Origin of the sequence: Streptomyces sp. NPDC090106 (assembly GCF_044747265.1) — a bacterium.
Lineage (GTDB): Bacteria > Actinomycetota > Actinomycetes > Streptomycetales > Streptomycetaceae > Streptomyces.
The window spans coordinates 332,774-347,699 of the sequence record NZ_JBIVDS010000013.1; the positions used below are offsets into that span (position 1 = coordinate 332,774).

Sequence of the window (14,926 nt, forward strand, 5' to 3'; positions counted from 1 at the left end):
ATTCCCGGACGGCGGGTTTTCCACCCTGCGGGGCGGTCGCCGTCCGGGGGTCGTTTCAGTTGCCCGAAAGCACCCTGACCAGGTCTTCTGCCGTGCGGCAGCGGTCCAGGAGCTCCTTGACGTGATTTCGCGTTCCGCGAAGCGGTTCGAGGGTTGGAACGCGCTGGAGGGAGTCCCGGCCGGGGAGGTCGAAGATGACCGAGTCCCAGGAGGCCGCCGCGACGTCGTCGGCGTACTGCTCCAGACAGCGTCCGCGGAAGTACGCGCGGGTGTCCTCCGGGGGCTTGGACCTGGCTCGCTCGACCTCGGTCTCGTCCAGGAGCCGCTTGATGCGGCCACGGGCCGCCAGACGGTTGTAGAGGCCCTTCTCGGCGCGTACGTCGGCGTACTGGAGGTCGAGGAGGTGGAGCTTGGCGGCGTCCCAGTCGAGGCCGTCGCGGCGCCGGTAGCCCTCCATGAGCTCGCGCTTGGCGACCCAGTCCAGTTCGCCCGCGAGGCTCATGGGGTCGTTCTCCAGGCGGTTGAGAGTGTCCTCCCAGCGGGCGAGGACGTCCTTGGTCTGGTCGTCCGCGTCGGCTCCGAAGCGTTCCTCGACGTATTTGCGGGAGAGCTCGTAGTACTCCATCTGGAGCTGTACCGCGGTGAGTGTACGGCCGCTGCGGAGCGTGACCAGGCGCTGGAGCGTGGGGTCGTGGGAGACCTGGTGGAGGGTGCGTACGGGCTGGTCCACGGCGAGGTCGACGGCGATGAAGCCGTCCTCGATCATGGACAGGACGAGGGCCGTGGTGCCGAGCTTGAGGTAGGTCGAGATCTCGGAGAGGTTGGCGTCGCCGATGATCACGTGGAGGCGGCGGTACTTCTCGGCGTCGGCGTGCGGCTCGTCGCGGGTGTTGATGATGGGGCGCTTGAGGGTGGTCTCCAGGCCGACCTCGACCTCGAAGTAGTCGGCGCGCTGGCTGATCTGGAACCCGTGCTCGTGGCCGTCCTGACCGATGCCGACGCGGCCCGCGCCGGTGACGACCTGGCGGGAGACGAAGAAGGGCGTGAGGTGGCGCACGATGTCCGAGAAGGGGGTCTCCCGCTTCATCAGGTAGTTCTCGTGCGTGCCGTAGGAGGCGCCCTTGTTGTCGGTGTTGTTCTTGTAGAGGTGGATCGGCTGGGCCCCGGGCAGCTGGGCGGCCCGCTCCGCCGCCTCGGCCATGATGCGTTCGCCGGCCTTGTCCCACAGGACGGCGTCCCGGGGGTTGGTGACCTCGGGGGCGCTGTACTCGGGGTGTGCGTGGTCGACGTACAGACGGGCGCCGTTGGTGAGGATGACGTTGGCGAGGCCGATGTCCTCGTCGGTGAGCTGGGTGGAGTCGGCCGCCTCGCGGGCGAGGTCGAAGCCTCGCGCGTCCCGCAGCGGGTTCTCCTCCTCGAAGTCCCAGCGGGCCCGGCGGGCCCGGTGCATCGCCGCCGCGTAGGCGTTGACGATCTGGGACGAGGTGAGCATGGCATTGGCGTTGGGGTGACCGGGGACGGAGATCCCGTACTCCGTCTCGATGCCCATTACTCGCCGTACGGTCATGCGGCCCTCCTTGCCCGGCGGCGCCCTCGGTCGGGGGCGGCGCTCAAGTACCGCTGGCGCTCCGGTGCGTGTGCGGTGCCCGTCCCCGCACTGCGCGACTCGGCGGTACCGAAGAGCCTAGAACGCCTTTGCGCTGGTGGGGAGATCATTTGCGTCATTGCCTTGTATGGCTGCTGGTGGGTTCGTGTCCTGGAAAACAGTCGGCTGCGGGTACCCGCTGTGGGCACCCGCAGCCGCCCTGTCTTTTACAGGTACTGACCGGTGTTGGCCACCGTGTCGATGGAGCGTCCGGTGTCGGCGCCCTGCTTTCCGGTGATGAGGGTACGGATGTAGACGATCCGTTCGCCCTTCTTTCCGGAGATGCGGGCCCAGTCGTCGGGGTTGGTGGTGTTGGGGAGGTCCTCGTTCTCCTTGAACTCGTCCACGCAGGCCTGGAGGAGGTGGGAGACGCGGAGGCCCTTGGAGTTGTGGTCGAGGAAGTCCTTGATGGCCATCTTCTTGGCGCGGCCGACGATGTTCTCGATCATGGCGCCGGAGTTGAAGTCCTTGAAGTAGAGGACTTCCTTGTCTCCGTTGGCGTAGGTGACTTCCAGGAAGCGGTTCTCCTCGGATTCGGCGTACATGTGCTCGACCGTCGTCTGGATCATGCTCTCGACGGTGGTCGACCTGCTGTCGCCGTGCTCACCGAGGTCGTCCGCGTGGAGCGGGAGGCGTTCGGTGAGGTACTTGCCGAAGATGTCCTTGGCCGCTTCGGCGTCCGGACGCTCGATCTTGATCTTCACGTCGAGGCGGCCGGGGCGCAGGATGGCGGGGTCGATCATGTCCTCGCGGTTCGAGGCGCCGATGACGACCACGTTCTGGAGGCCTTCCACGCCGTCGATCTCGGCGAGGAGCTGCGGGACGATGGTGTTCTCCACGTCCGAGCTGACGCCGGATCCGCGGGTGCGGAAGAGGGATTCCATCTCGTCGAAGAAGACGATGACGGGTGTACCCTCGCTGGCCTTCTCCCTGGCGCGCTGGAAGACGAGGCGGATCTGGCGCTCCGTCTCACCGACGTACTTGTTGAGGAGTTCGGGGCCCTTGATGTTGAGGAAGAAGCTCTTGCCCTGGGCCTGGCCGGTGACTTCGGCGACCTTCTTGGCCAGCGAGTTGGCGACGGCCTTGGCGATGAGCGTCTTGCCGCATCCGGGGGGTCCGTAGAGCAGGACGCCCTTGGGCGGGCGGAGTTCGTGCTCCTTGAACAGGTCCGGGTAGAGGTAGGGCAGTTCGACCGCGTCGCGGATGGCCTCGATCTGGCCGCCGAGACCGCCGATCTGCTCGTAGCCGATGTCGGGGACTTCTTCGAGGACGAGTTCCTCGACCTCGCTCTTGGGGACGATCTCGTAGATGTATCCGGAGCGGGGTTCGAGGAGCAGGGCGTCGCCGGGGCGGATGTTGACGCCCAGGAGCGGCTCGGCGAGCCGTACGACGCGTTCCTCGTCGGTGTGTCCGAGCACCAGGGCTCGTTCGCCGTCCTCAAGGATCTCCTTGAGGGTGACGATGTCGCCGACGCGCTCGAATTCCATGGCCTCGACCACGTTGAGCGCTTCGTTGAGCATCAGTTCCTGGCCGCGCCGGAGTTCTTCGAGGTCGACGCTGGGGCTGACGTTCACCCGGAGCTTGCGGCCCCCGGTGAAGATGTCGGCCGTGCCGTCCTCGTTGGCCTGCAGGAAGACTCCGAAGCCGGCCGGTGGCTGTGCCAGGCGGTCGACTTCTTCCTTGAGGGCCACGATCTGGTCGCGGGCCTCGCGGAGCGTGTTCGCCAGTCGCTCGTTCTGGGCGGACACGCCGGCCAGGTTCGTCTGCAGCTCGACGATCCGCTCTTCGAGGATCCTCGTGTGCCGCGGAGAGTCGGCGAGCTTGCGCCGCAGGACGGCGATCTCCTGCTCAAGGTAAGCGATCTGCCCGGCCGGGTCGTCGGACCCTCGTCCCGGGCGGATGCCGCGGTTCATGTCGTCGTCGTGGGCTGCCACGGTCCTCACCTCCTCCAAGGGGAGCTGGACGCTTCCAGACCCTACCTGGGTGGGTGGCCATTGAAACCCCTAGATCACAAAGAGTGTCAAGGTGTGTCGTCGGTCACCCTGCGCCATCCCTCACTGCCGTCTGAATACCCAGTCAACGTGATTCAGAAGCCGACTGTTCCAAGGCAGGAGTGCTCGAAATCTTCCACGGGGTGCGCGAGTTGCGCGCAGCGCCGCCGGTGAGGGCCTCGGGACGGGCCGGCCGGGCGGGTCCGGCGGCCACTCTGCCGGGTGACCGTACGGGCGTGCGAGGGCTGGTGAGGCGCTGACGGAGCGTGTGCGGGAGTGCCGGTTGCGTCACGCTCGAGGAGGGCCTGAGCGCCCCGTCCGGGGGCCGCCTCCAGGGGTAGGGTCGAGGTGTTCTCGAGTGGGATTGGCGGGAGAGATGAGCGTGCGGCAGGAGGCCGGGACCGACGGCGAGGCGCTGGAGGTCTGGATCGATCAGGATCTCTGTACCGGTGACGGCATCTGCGTCCAGTACGCCCCCGAGGTCTTCGAACTGGACATCGACGGTCTGGCGTATGTGAAGAGCGGCGACGAGCTGCTGTTGCAGGACAAGGGCGCGACGACGCCGGTTCCGCTGCCGCTGCTGACGGATGTCGTGGATTCCGCGCGGGAGTGTCCGGGTGAGTGCATCCATGTGCGCCGGGTGTCGGACCGGGTCGAGGTGTACGGGCCGGACGCGGAGTAGCGAGGGGCGGGTGCGGGTCGTGCGAGGGGGGCGCTCGGGGTGAGCGCCCGGCTCGTCGTGCCGCGGGATTTCCGCGGGTTTCAGCGGACCGCAGGTTTCAGCCGATCGCGGGTTTCAGTGGACCGTGGGTTTCGGCTGACCGTGGGTTTCAGACGCTCTGGGTGTCGGCCGGAGTGGAGCGGACGAAGGTGCCGTCCTTCCACTGCCAGGCGGCGCTCGACTTCACGTCGGGGCAGCAGCTGGGCACGGAGTCCGAGGAGTATCCGACCATGTCGGCGTTCACGGTGCCGTCACTGACGGTGAGCGCCTGGACGGTGATGCGGTCCTTGGGGTCGACGAGGGTGGCGACGACCCGGGGGGTCTTGGTGCCGGTGGTGCGGGTGAGGACGTAGACACCGTCGGGCGGGGTGCCCATGGGGGCGTCGCAGTGGACGACGACGACGGTCTCGGGCGTGTGGTCGCCGTCGAGGTCGCCGGTGGCCTTCTTCACGACGAGGGCCTTGACGGGGCCGCAGTCGATCGGGAAGTCGACGCCGGTGGGGTCCGGTGCGGTGGCGGCGGGTGCCGTGGCGGCGGGCGCGCTGCTGCCGGTGGCGGGCCCGGGGCCTGCGGCCTGGGCGGCTGTGGCGGGGTCGGGCTGGAGGATCGAGGACAGGGCGACGACACCGGCGACGGCGGTTGCGGTGGCGACCCAGTGGATCGGTCGGGTGTGCGTGTGTGCCAGTTCCGGAACGGCGGATTGCTGCACTAGGAGTGTCTCCCGTGAGGGCTGTACCGGTGGGGGTGTCCCGCATGGTGCCACACGTCACAGGGGTGGGGAACGGCGGGGTCGGGAACCGTGGGATCGAGCGGGGAGGCGGGGCCCGGGTGCGGCGGGGCGACCGCTACGAAACCGCGCCGTGGCCGGGTCCCGGAGCTGGTGTCGGGGTCTCGGCCACGGCGCGGTCACGTCGTGTGCGGTGAGGGCTCTCGCCGGTTCAGCGACCGCCTCCGGCGGCGTTGGGGCCTTCGTAGTCCTCGCCGTAGGCGCCCTTGGCGGGGCGGCGGCGGCGCATGGGCGGCTCGACGCCGTCCGCGAGGCGGCGGGCGGTGAGCAGGAAGCCGGTGTGGCCGATCATCCGGTGGTCGGGGCGTACGGCCAGGCCCTCGATGTGCCAGTTGCGGATCATCGACTCCCAGGCGCTCGGCTCGTTGAAGCAGCCGATCTCGCGGATGGACTCGACGGTCCGGGCGAGCTGGGTGGTGGTGGCGACGTAGCAGCAGACGATGCCGCCGGGGACGAGGGCCTTGGAGACGGCCTCCAGGCACTCCCAGGGGGCGAGCATGTCGAGGATGACGCGGTCGACCTCGGTGTCGGACAGGTTGTCCTGGAGATCGCCGACGGTGAGCTGCCAGGCGGGGTGGGGGCCGCCGAAGTAGCGCTCCACGTTCTGCCGGGCGATGTCCGCGAAGTCCTCGCGGCGCTCGTAGCTGTGCAGCATGCCCTGGTCGCCGATGGCCCGGAGCAGGAAGCTGCTGAGCGAGCCGGAGCCCACGCCGGCTTCGACGACGCGTGCGCCGGGGAAGATGTCGGCGAAGGCGAGGATCTGCCCCGCGTCCTTCGGGTAGACGACGGCTGCCCCGCGGGGCATGGACAGGACGTAGTCGGGGAGCAGGGGGCGCAGCGCGAGGTAGGCGACGTTACCGGTGGTGCGGACAACGCTGCCCTCGGGCGAGCCGATCAGTTCGTCGTGCGGGAAGGAACCCTTGTGGGTGTGGAAGTTCTTCCCGGCTTCGAGCGTGAACGTGTAGTGACGGCCCTTGGGGTCGGTCAGCTGAACCTGGTCCCCGACCTTGAAGGGCCCGCGCCTGCGGGCGGCACCGGTCGGTTCGGACATGTGAACAGCCTACCGGGGGTTCCCGGGTCCGCCGACCACGGGTGGGGAACGGTTCGGCGCCGGGTGGCGTCGTCCCTGTCCGGGGCACGGTGGCCGTGCCGGGAGAGGGGTGTGCGGGGTGGGTCCGGGAGGCTTCGACAAGTGGACGCGGCGGTTCGAGGACGAGCGGGAGCGCCGGCGTGTGCGGGGCGATCCGGACTGGTCGCTGGGGGCACGGCTGCATCCCGCGGTGTGGGCCGGGGTGCAGCGGTTCCAGGTCGGTGAGGACGGTGACGGCGCGAACCTGCTCGCGAAGGCGGACCGGGCCGGTGACACGGACTACGCGCAGGCGGTGCGGCTCTTCGTGGCGGAGGAGCGCAACCATGCGCGCATGCTCGCGCTGCTGCTGGCGGCCGGGAAACGGCCGGGGCTGAGCGGTCATTGGAGCGACACGGTCTTCGTCCGGCTGCGGCGTCTGATGGGGCTGCGGACGGAGTTGCTGGTGCTGATGATCGCGGAGGTGGTGGCGCTGCGGTACTACCGGGCGCTGCGGGACGGCGGTGGTGATCCGCTCGCGTGCGAGGTGGCGGCGCGGATCCTGGCGGACGAGGAGCGTCATGTGCCGTTCCACTGCGACCGTCTGAACGTGTCCCTGGGGGAACTCCCGCGCCTGGTGCGGCGTCCGGTGATGGCCGTGTGGCGGCTGGTGCTCCTGGTGGCCTGTGCGGTCGTGGTCGTCGACCACGGCCGGGGGCTGCGCCGGCTGGGGGTCGGCCGTCTGCGTTTCCTGGCCGATGTCATGGCCTCGGCCGGTGGGGTGACGTCGGCGGTGCTGGGGTCCGGTCCTGGCGGGTCCCCGCGCGGCGGGGTGGGGTGAGGGCGGGCGGCCGGGGCCGGGCATCGGCCTGACGGCGGGGCGGGCGGCCGGGGCGGGGCGTCACCCCGCCGACGACACGGACGCCCGGAGCGCGTGATCGCCCCGCCGAAGGCGCAGGCAGCCGGAGCGGGCCGACACCCGCAGACGACACGAACACCCGGAGCGCGTCATCACCCCGCCGAAGGCGCAGGCAGCCGGAGCCAGCCGTCGCCCCGCCGAGGACACGGACAACCGGAGCGAGCCGACACCCACCGAACGCTCAGGCAGTCGGAGCGAGCCGTCACCCGCCGAAGGCGCAGGAAGTCGGAGCGAGCCGTCGGCCCGCCGAAGGCGCGGTCAGCTGGGGCGGGCCATCGCCTTGACGAAGGCGCGTTCCACGTCGGCCGCCGACAGGACGCCGTAGATCTCGCCGGTCTCCTCGACGACGAGGTATTCGGTGGCGGGGGCGGCGCGCAGGGCGTCGAGGAGGTCCTCGCCGGCGAGTTCGGCGGAGACGCGCATGTCGTCGGTGATGTCCTGGGCGAGTCCGCTGACGGCGACCCAGGGGCGCCGGTGTTCGGGGACGCCGACGATGGCGGCCTCGCGGACCAGGGAGAGGGGTTCGCCGTCGGCGTCGACGACGACGAGGGCGCGGGCGCCGGCCTCGTTGGCGCGGCGCAGGGCCTCGGACAGGGGGGTGTCGGTCTCGACGGGGACGGCGCGGCGGGTGAGGTTGCGGGCGCGCAGTTCGGGGAGGTGCTCGCGCAGCCGGGCCATGCGGAGGCTGTTGCCGGCGCCGGTCCAGATGATCGCGGCGAGGATCGCGGCGAGCAGGGCGTCCATGACGGTGTCCATGCCGACGTTGTCCTCGGCGTTGGAGCCGAGGGCGCCGGACTGGGTGAGCAGGGGGAGCCCGATGAGGACGGAGACGGCGAGGGCGCGGCCGACCCAGGCGGCGGCGATGGTGCCGCTCATGGGCCTGCCGGTGATCTTCCAGACGACGGCGCGGAGCATGCGTCCGCCGTCGAGGGGCAGGCCGGGCAGGAGGTTGAAGGCGGCGACGATCAGGTTGGAGATCATCAGGCCGGCCAGGAGGACGCCGGGGACGGTGCCGGGTTCGACGGCCTGGACGCCGAGGTAGAAGACGCCGCCGAGGACGAGGGAGAGCAGCGGGCCGACGAACGCGAGGACGAATTCGCGTCCGGGGGTCTCGGCCTCCTTCTCGATCTCGGAGACGCCGCCGAAGAACTGGAGCTGGATGCGGCGGACGGGCAGCTTGAAGCGGAGGGCGGCGACCGTGTGGGCGAGTTCGTGGACGAGGACCGAGGCGTAGAAGGCGACGGCGAAGAAGAGGGAGACCAGGTAGCGGGCGGCGCCGAGTTCGGGCAGGACGCGGTCGAGCTGGCCGCCGAACACCCAGGTGATGAGGGCCGCGACGAGGAACCAGCTGGGTGCCACGTACACGGGGACGCCGAAGGGGCGTCCCATGAGGAGTCCGCCGCCGGGTTCGCGGCGCTGCGGCGGGCGCTTCCTGGGGGTGGCGGAGTGGGCGAGGGAGCGTTCGCCGTGCGCGTCGCCGAAGGGGTGGGTGCCGCCGGGGTGCTCGGGCGGGGTGCCGTCCTTCGGGGGGTCCGCCGGGGCGGGGGCCCTGCCCTCGGGGTCGGCCTCCGGGGCGGGTGTCCCGGCCGCGGGGTCGCGCGGCGCGTCCGACGGTTCGGGCGTCTTGGACGCCGATTCGGGGGCCGTGGACGCCGGTTCGGACGTCTTGGACGCCGATTCGGGGGCCGTGGACGCCGGTTCGGACGTCTTGGACGCCGGTTCGGGGGTCGTGGTGGGGTCGGGGTCGGCGGCCTGTGTCGTACGGCCTGCGTGGGGCTGGGGCGGCTCGGTGTCGTCCGGCCGCGGCTGCCCGCTCCCGCCGCTCTCGTCCACGGTGTCCCCTCGTTCGAAGCGTCTTCCGCGCCTGGCGGCGGAAGCGTCTGGGGTCGATGGTATGCGGCGGCGGTGGCGCGTTCCGCCCCGGCACCCCCTCAGTTTCCTCAGGTGTCACGGGGGTGCGGCCGTGGGTGGGTCACTGTCAGTGGTGGGCCGTATGGTCTGGGGCATGGAGACGAGCACCGAGGGCAGCACGGATGCCGCCGGCGAGGAGATCGCGGCGGCACAGGACACGGCGGGCGTGGACGGGCCGGTCGTGGCCATAGCGCCGGTCGCGGCGGTGGCGCCCGCTTCGCTGTCTCCGTCGCGGGCCAGTGACTTCATGCAGTGCCCGCTGCTGTACCGGTTCCGGGTGATCGACCGGCTGCCGGAGAAGCCGAGCGAGGCGGCGACGCGGGGGACGCTGGTGCATGCCGTGCTGGAGCGGCTGTTCGACGCTCCGGCGGCGGAGCGGACGCCGCCGCGGGCCAAGTCGCTGATCCCGGGGCAGTGGGACCGGCTGCGGGAGTCGCGCCCCGAGGTCGTGGAGCTGTTCGCCGACGATCCGGAGGGTGAGCGGCTGGCGCGCTGGCTCGGGGAGGCCGAGCGGCTGGTGGAGCGCTGGTTCAACCTGGAGGATCCGACGCGGCTGGAGCCGGCGGAGCGGGAGCTGTTCGTCGAGGCGGAGCTGGACTCGGGGCTGAGGCTGCGCGGGATCATCGACCGGGTGGACGTGGCGCCCACGGGTGAGGTGCGGATCGTCGACTACAAGACGGGCAAGGCGCCGAGACCGGAGTACGCCGAGGGCGCGCTGTTCCAGATGAAGTTCTACGCGCTGGTGGTGTGGCGGCTGAAGAACGTGATCCCGCGCCGGCTTCAGCTGGTCTATCTCGGCAGTGGTGACGTCCTGACGTACGACCCGGTCCTCGCGGATCTGGAGCGGGTGGAGCGGAAGCTGCTGGCGCTGTGGGAGGCGATCCGGCTGGCGACGGAGTCGGGCGAGTGGCGGCCCCGGCAGACGAAACTGTGCGGCTGGTGCGACCACCAGGCGCATTGCCCGGAGTTCGGCGGTACTCCCCCGCCCTATCCGCTGCCGGTGAGGGCGGCCGGGGCCGGGGTGGGCGAGCAGGGCAGAATGGGGCCGGACTAGCGAAGGAGAATTACGTGGCCATCCGCGTCCTACTGGTCGACGACCAGCCCCTGCTGCGCACCGGTTTCCGGATGATCCTGGAGGCCGAGCAGGACATCGCGGTCGTGGGTGAGGCCGGTGACGGTCTGCAGGCCCTCGATCAGGTGCGGGCTCTTCAGCCCGACGTGGTTCTGATGGACATCCGTATGCCCCGGATGGACGGGGTGGAGGCGACCCGGCAGATCACCGGGCCCGGGCGGGACGGCCCGGCGAAGGTCCTGGTGCTGACCACCTTCGACCTGGACGAGTACGTCGTCGAGGCGCTGAAGGCGGGGGCGAGCGGTTTCCTGCTGAAGGACGCCCCGGCCAACGAGCTGGTGCAGGCGATCCGGGTGGTGGCCGCAGGTGAGGCGATGCTCGCGCCGAGCATCACGCGGCGGCTGCTGGACAAGTACGCCACGCATCTGCCGTCCGGCGAGGAGCCCGTCCCGGACACGCTGCACACGTTGACCGATCGTGAGGTCGAGGTGCTGAAGCTGGTGGCGCGCGGGCTGTCCAACGCGGAGATCGCGGCGGATCTGTTCGTCAGCGAGACCACGGTGAAGACGCATGTCGGGCATGTGCTGACCAAGCTGGGGCTGCGTGACCGCGTGCAGGCTGCGGTGTACGCGTACGAGAGCGGGCTGGTGCGTCCCGGCGCGCAGTAGCGGCGTCGGCGGCAGGGTGTGAGAACGGCGGAAGGGCGCCCCTCCCGAAGGAGGGGCGCCCTTTCCGTGCGATGTGCGCGGTGCACGGTGCGAGGTGCACGGTGCGAGGTGCGCCGGTTCAGGCCGGGCGGCTCGCGTGGGTCACTCGCTGACGCCCTTGCCGAGCTCCCAGAGCTGGAGCGTGGCGGAGGAGTTGAGGACGTACGCGGTGCCGGTGACGTCGTCGCGGGCGGCGATGTACTGCTTGCCCTGCCACAGCGGCAGCAGCGGGACGTCGTCGGCGACGATGTCCTGGATGTCCGTCAGGCTGGTGGAGGCGGACAGTCGGTCGGCCTCGCGCCGGGAGTCCGGGATCAGGGTGTTGCGGATCTCGCTGTTGACGTACGGGGTGTTGATGGTGTTGTCGGCGTCGAGGAAGGGCGCGATGTAGTTGTCGGCGTCGGGGAAGTCGGGGAACCAGCCCATGCCGTAGACGTCGTACTTGCCCTTCTGCTCGGCGGGCCGGAAGGTCTCCCAGAGGGTGCCCTCGGTGCTCACGTCGAACAGGCCCGTGGCGTTGAGCTGCTGCTTGATCTGCTCGAACTCCTGCTTGGTGGCCGAGCCGTAGTGGTCGGTCGTGTAGTGCAGGGTGAGCTTGACGGGCGTGGTGATGCCCGCCTTGCTGAGCAGGTTCGCGGCCTTGGCCTTGCTGGGGTTGCCGTACTTGTTGAAGAAGGCGTTGGAGTGGCCGATGATGCTGGCCGGCACGACCGAGTACAGCGGGTCGGCTCCGGAGCCGTAGACCTTGGAGACGAGTTCGCTGCGGTTGATGATCTGGGCCATGGCCTGGCGGACGGCCTTGTCCTTGACGCTGGTGGCCTCGGTGTTGAAGCCGAGGAAGCGGATCTCCAGGCCGGGCATCTCGACGAGGTCGATCTCGTCGCTGGAGTCGGTGGAGAGCTTCTCGATCTGCTCCGGGGACATGCTGCGGGCCATGACGTCGATGTCACCGTCGTCGATCGCGGTTCCCATCGCGTCGGCGTCTTCGAAGGAGCGCAGCTCGACCTTGTCGTTGTTCACCTTCAAGGTCCCCTTGTAGTTGGGGTTCTTGGTGAACACGGCCTTGGTCATGACGTCGTCCTTGACCTCGGCCTGCATGGTGTACGGGCCGGAGCCGTCGACCTTGAAGCCCTCGCGCAGGCTCTTGGCGTCGTAGTCCTCGGGATTGACGATGCCGGCGACGGGGGTCGACAGCTTGTAGGGGAACGTGGCGTCGGCCGTCTTCAGGTGGAAGATGACTTCACGGTCCCCCTTCGCCTCGACGGTGTCGATGGTCGACAGCAGACCGACGGGGCCGCCCTCGACCTTGATGTCCCGCGCTCGCTCGATGGAGAACTTGACGTCCTCGGCGGTGACGTCGTCGCCGTTGGCGAACTTGAGGCCCTCGCGCAGGGTGCAGGCGTAGCGCTCGTTGCCGGTGTCGGTGAATCCGCACGACTCGGCGGCCTCGGGCACGGGCTCGCCCTCGCCGCGCGGCTGGACCATCAGGGTCTGCACCGTCTGGCGCAGGATGTTCCAGCTGCCCACGTCGTAGGCGTACACCGGGTCGAGGGGCGCGGGAGCGTCCTTCGAGGCGACGAACCGGTCCGTGGTGCCGACGACGATCGCGCCACCGCCGCCACTGCCGCTGTCGGTCCCCCCACAGGCGGCAAGTACCGGCGCGAGCAGACCGATCACGGTCGGCAGCACCAAAGTCTTACGGTTCATGCTCGAGTTTCTCCAGAGCTGTTCGTCCGTGTAACCGCCATGCAGGGGTGGCGCGGCGGCTCGCGGGGTTTACGGCGATGTTCTCGCGACGAGATTAGTCCGGCCCGGCAGGAGGGCCCGCAGCGACCGGAGTTGGACCGCCATCACGGAGTGAAACCGTATGCGGACGCACCGAAAACCCAGCCGGGGAAGGATTAGTGCAGCGGTCCATCAATCGGGACACAAGGGCGCGCCGGAGTCCGGCATGTGCACATACCGTGAGACCTGTCGAGCCCCTGTGAAGTGGGGAACGTCACACGTTCAACAACACTCGGCCGTACCGGAATTCGGCCATGCGGGCCGGTCCCTGTCCCTGCGAATTCCCTGGGCGACGGCTTCCGGAATTCGGCGTGCTATCGAGCCCGTACGCTCGGTGAACGGTCAGTGCATTTCCGTCATCAGGGAACGCAGGAAAGTCACGTCGACCTGTTCCAGCGAACTGACCACGGTACGCCGGTGGGCCGGGGCGATGGGCGCCACCGACGGCACCGCGACGACGTGGCAGCCCGCGGCCTCGGCGGCGGCGACACCGGTCGCGGTGTCCTCGACGACCGCACATCTGACCGGGTCGACGCCGAGCCGGGTCGTGGCGAGCAGATAGGGGTCGGGGTGCGGCTTGGTGCGCGGCACCTCGTCGCCGGCCACCGTGAACGTGAAGTGCTGCGGGCCCAGCGAGGTGAGCACGCGGTCGATGATGCGCCGGTGCGAGGCGGAGACGAGCGCGGTGGGGATCTCGTGGACGGCGAGTTCGGCCAGCAGCCGGGCGGCGCCGGGCATCAGCGGCAGGTGCCGGCCGATCCGGTCCTCGAACCCGTCGTTCAGCAGCACCGACAGCTCGGGCAGGGTGATGTCGGCGCCCGTCGCCTCGATCAGGAACCCCGCGCTGCGGGTCATGGGCCCGCCGACGACGACATGGCGCCAGGAGTCGTCGAGGACGTGTCCGAGGCCCGCGAAGACCTCGACCTCGACGTCCCACCAGAAGCCCTCGGTGTCCACGAGGGTGCCGTCCATGTCGAGGAGGACGGCCTGCAGCGCGGCGCCTTCGGCCGTACGGGTTCCGGGCGCGGGGACCGTTGTGGTCATCCTGGCGCACCTCCTTCAGGGACGGTCAGGCCGGTTCCCACGGGGGAACCGGCCTGCGGTGGACCGACAAGTGTACGTCGCTGCGCGACGTCATGCCCTGTTTAAAGGAGGAGCCCAGGGGCGCACCGGACTGACGGTGGACCCCCGGTCGCACCGGTGGCCGAGGCACGTGCCCGACGTGCGTGCCCGACGTGCGTGCCCGACGTGCGTGGACAACGTGCGCGCCCGACCGGCCCTTCCCGGCTCAGCGCGCGTTGAAGTACTTCGCCTCCGGGTGGTGGATGACGATGGCGTCGGTGGACTGCTCGGGGTGGAGCTGGAACTCCTCGGAGAGGTGCACGCCGATGCGCTCGGGCCGGAGCAGGTCGGCGATCTTCGCCCGGTCCTCCAGGTCCGGGCAGGCGCCGTAACCGAGCGAGAAGCGGGCGCCCCGGTACTTCAGGGCGAACATGTCCTCGATGACGGCCGGGTCCTCACCGGCGAAGCCCAGTTCCGAACGCACCCGGGCGTGCCAGTACTCGGCGAGGGCCTCGGCCAACTGGACGGACAGGCCGTGGAGTTCGAGGTAGTCGCGGTAGGAGTTGGCCTCGAAGAGCTTCGCGGTCTCCTCGCCGATCCGGGAGCCGACGGTGACGACCTGGAGCCCCACGACGTCCGTCTCCCCCGACTCCTCCGGACGGAAGAAGTCGGCGAGACACAGCCGACGGCCCCGGCGCTGACGCGGGAACGTGAACCGGGTGGTCTCATTGCCCTGTTCGTCGAGCAGGATCAGGTCGTCGTCCTTGGAGACGCACCGGAAGTAGCCGTAGACGACGGCCGCTTCGAGGAGGTTCTCCGTCTGGAGCCGGTCGAGCAGCCCGCGCAGCCGGGGCCGCCCCTCGGTCTCGGCGAGCTCCTCGTACGTCGGCCCGTCACCGGTACGGGCCTGCTTGAGGCCCCACTGGCCCTTGAAGAGGGCGCCCTCGTCGAGCCAGGAGGCGTACTCCTTGAGCTGGATGCCCTTGATGACCCGGGTGCCCCAGAACGGGGGTTCGGGGATCGGGTTGTCGACGGCGACGTCGGAGCGGACGTGCCCCTCCTCGGGCCGCTCCTCCTCGGCCACCTGTACGGCGGCACCGGCGCGCACCCGGCGCTGCTTCAGCTCGGGCAGGACGGCACCGGGGACGCCGCGCTTGACGCCGATGAGCGCGTCCATGAGGCGCAGACCTTCGAACGCGTCGCGGGCGTAGCGGACTTCGCCTTCGTAGATCTCGTGCAGGTCCTGCTCGACATACGCCC

12 protein-coding genes are annotated in these 14,926 nt (G+C 69.9%); 4 read left to right on the top strand and 8 right to left on the bottom strand.

Annotated elements, in window-relative coordinates; translation table 11 throughout:
* Window positions 1-55 precede the first annotated feature (55 nt).
* Window positions 56-1,567: a depupylase/deamidase Dop gene (gene dop / locus ACIPSE_RS35995; protein WP_401671257.1), complete on the bottom strand. Its 1,512-nt coding sequence runs from the start codon at window positions 1,565-1,567 to the stop codon at window positions 56-58.
* Between the two features lie 245 nt (window positions 1,568-1,812).
* Complete coding sequence (arc, locus tag ACIPSE_RS36000; RefSeq protein WP_401671259.1) at window positions 1,813-3,579, bottom strand: proteasome ATPase; 1,767 nt, start codon at window positions 3,577-3,579, stop codon at window positions 1,813-1,815.
* Between the two features lie 433 nt (window positions 3,580-4,012).
* Here arc and ACIPSE_RS36005 point away from each other — a divergent pair, with 433 nt between their 5' ends.
* Window positions 4,013-4,318 carry a ferredoxin gene (locus ACIPSE_RS36005; RefSeq protein WP_401671261.1) on the top strand — a complete coding sequence of 102 codons (306 nt, stop codon included), beginning with the start codon at window positions 4,013-4,015 and terminating at the stop codon, window positions 4,316-4,318.
* Between the two features lie 148 nt (window positions 4,319-4,466).
* Here ACIPSE_RS36005 and ACIPSE_RS36010 read toward each other — a convergent pair whose 3' ends face one another.
* Window positions 4,467-5,066, bottom strand: coding sequence for a hypothetical protein (locus tag ACIPSE_RS36010; protein WP_401671264.1), 600 nt, complete (start codon window positions 5,064-5,066; stop codon window positions 4,467-4,469).
* A 229-nt stretch (window positions 5,067-5,295) separates the two neighbouring features.
* Window positions 5,296-6,195 (bottom strand): tRNA (adenine-N1)-methyltransferase, encoded by a 900-nt coding sequence (locus ACIPSE_RS36015; RefSeq protein WP_401671266.1) that lies wholly within the window; start codon window positions 6,193-6,195, stop codon window positions 5,296-5,298.
* A 118-nt stretch (window positions 6,196-6,313) separates the two neighbouring features.
* Here ACIPSE_RS36015 and ACIPSE_RS36020 point away from each other — a divergent pair, with 118 nt between their 5' ends.
* On the top strand, window positions 6,314-7,051 hold the full coding sequence (locus ACIPSE_RS36020) for a ferritin-like domain-containing protein (protein ID WP_401671269.1): 738 nt from the start codon (window positions 6,314-6,316) through the stop codon (window positions 7,049-7,051).
* Window positions 7,052-7,387: 336 nt separating this feature from the next.
* Here the strand turns inward: ACIPSE_RS36020 and ACIPSE_RS36025 are convergent, their stop codons facing one another.
* Window positions 7,388-8,962, bottom strand: coding sequence for a site-2 protease family protein (locus ACIPSE_RS36025; RefSeq protein ID WP_401671272.1), 1,575 nt, complete (start codon window positions 8,960-8,962; stop codon window positions 7,388-7,390).
* 172 nt (window positions 8,963-9,134) lie between these two features.
* Between ACIPSE_RS36025 and ACIPSE_RS36030 the strand changes: the two genes are divergently transcribed.
* Both ACIPSE_RS36030 and ACIPSE_RS36035 read left to right on the top strand, forming a co-directional pair.
* Window positions 9,135-10,094 carry a RecB family exonuclease gene (locus tag ACIPSE_RS36030; protein WP_401671275.1) on the top strand — a complete coding sequence of 320 codons (960 nt, stop codon included), beginning with the start codon at window positions 9,135-9,137 and terminating at the stop codon, window positions 10,092-10,094.
* Between the two features lie 14 nt (window positions 10,095-10,108).
* Window positions 10,109-10,780, top strand: a complete 672-nt coding sequence (locus ACIPSE_RS36035) for a response regulator transcription factor (protein ID WP_004002520.1) — start codon at window positions 10,109-10,111, stop codon at window positions 10,778-10,780.
* A 141-nt stretch (window positions 10,781-10,921) separates the two neighbouring features.
* On the opposite strand, the gene ACIPSE_RS36040 is transcribed toward ACIPSE_RS36035, so the two are convergent.
* From ACIPSE_RS36040 to ACIPSE_RS36050, 3 genes are all read right to left on the bottom strand, one after another.
* Window positions 10,922-12,526, bottom strand: a complete 1,605-nt coding sequence (locus ACIPSE_RS36040) for an ABC transporter substrate-binding protein (RefSeq protein ID WP_401671278.1) — start codon at window positions 12,524-12,526, stop codon at window positions 10,922-10,924.
* Window positions 12,527-12,946: 420 nt separating this feature from the next.
* Window positions 12,947-13,648: an HAD family hydrolase gene (locus tag ACIPSE_RS36045; protein ID WP_401671281.1), complete on the bottom strand. Its 702-nt coding sequence runs from the start codon at window positions 13,646-13,648 to the stop codon at window positions 12,947-12,949.
* A gap of 244 nt (window positions 13,649-13,892) precedes the next feature.
* Window positions 13,893-14,926 (bottom strand): vitamin B12 dependent-methionine synthase activation domain-containing protein (locus ACIPSE_RS36050; protein ID WP_401671283.1); only part of this gene is annotated, 1,034 nt, incomplete at its 5' end.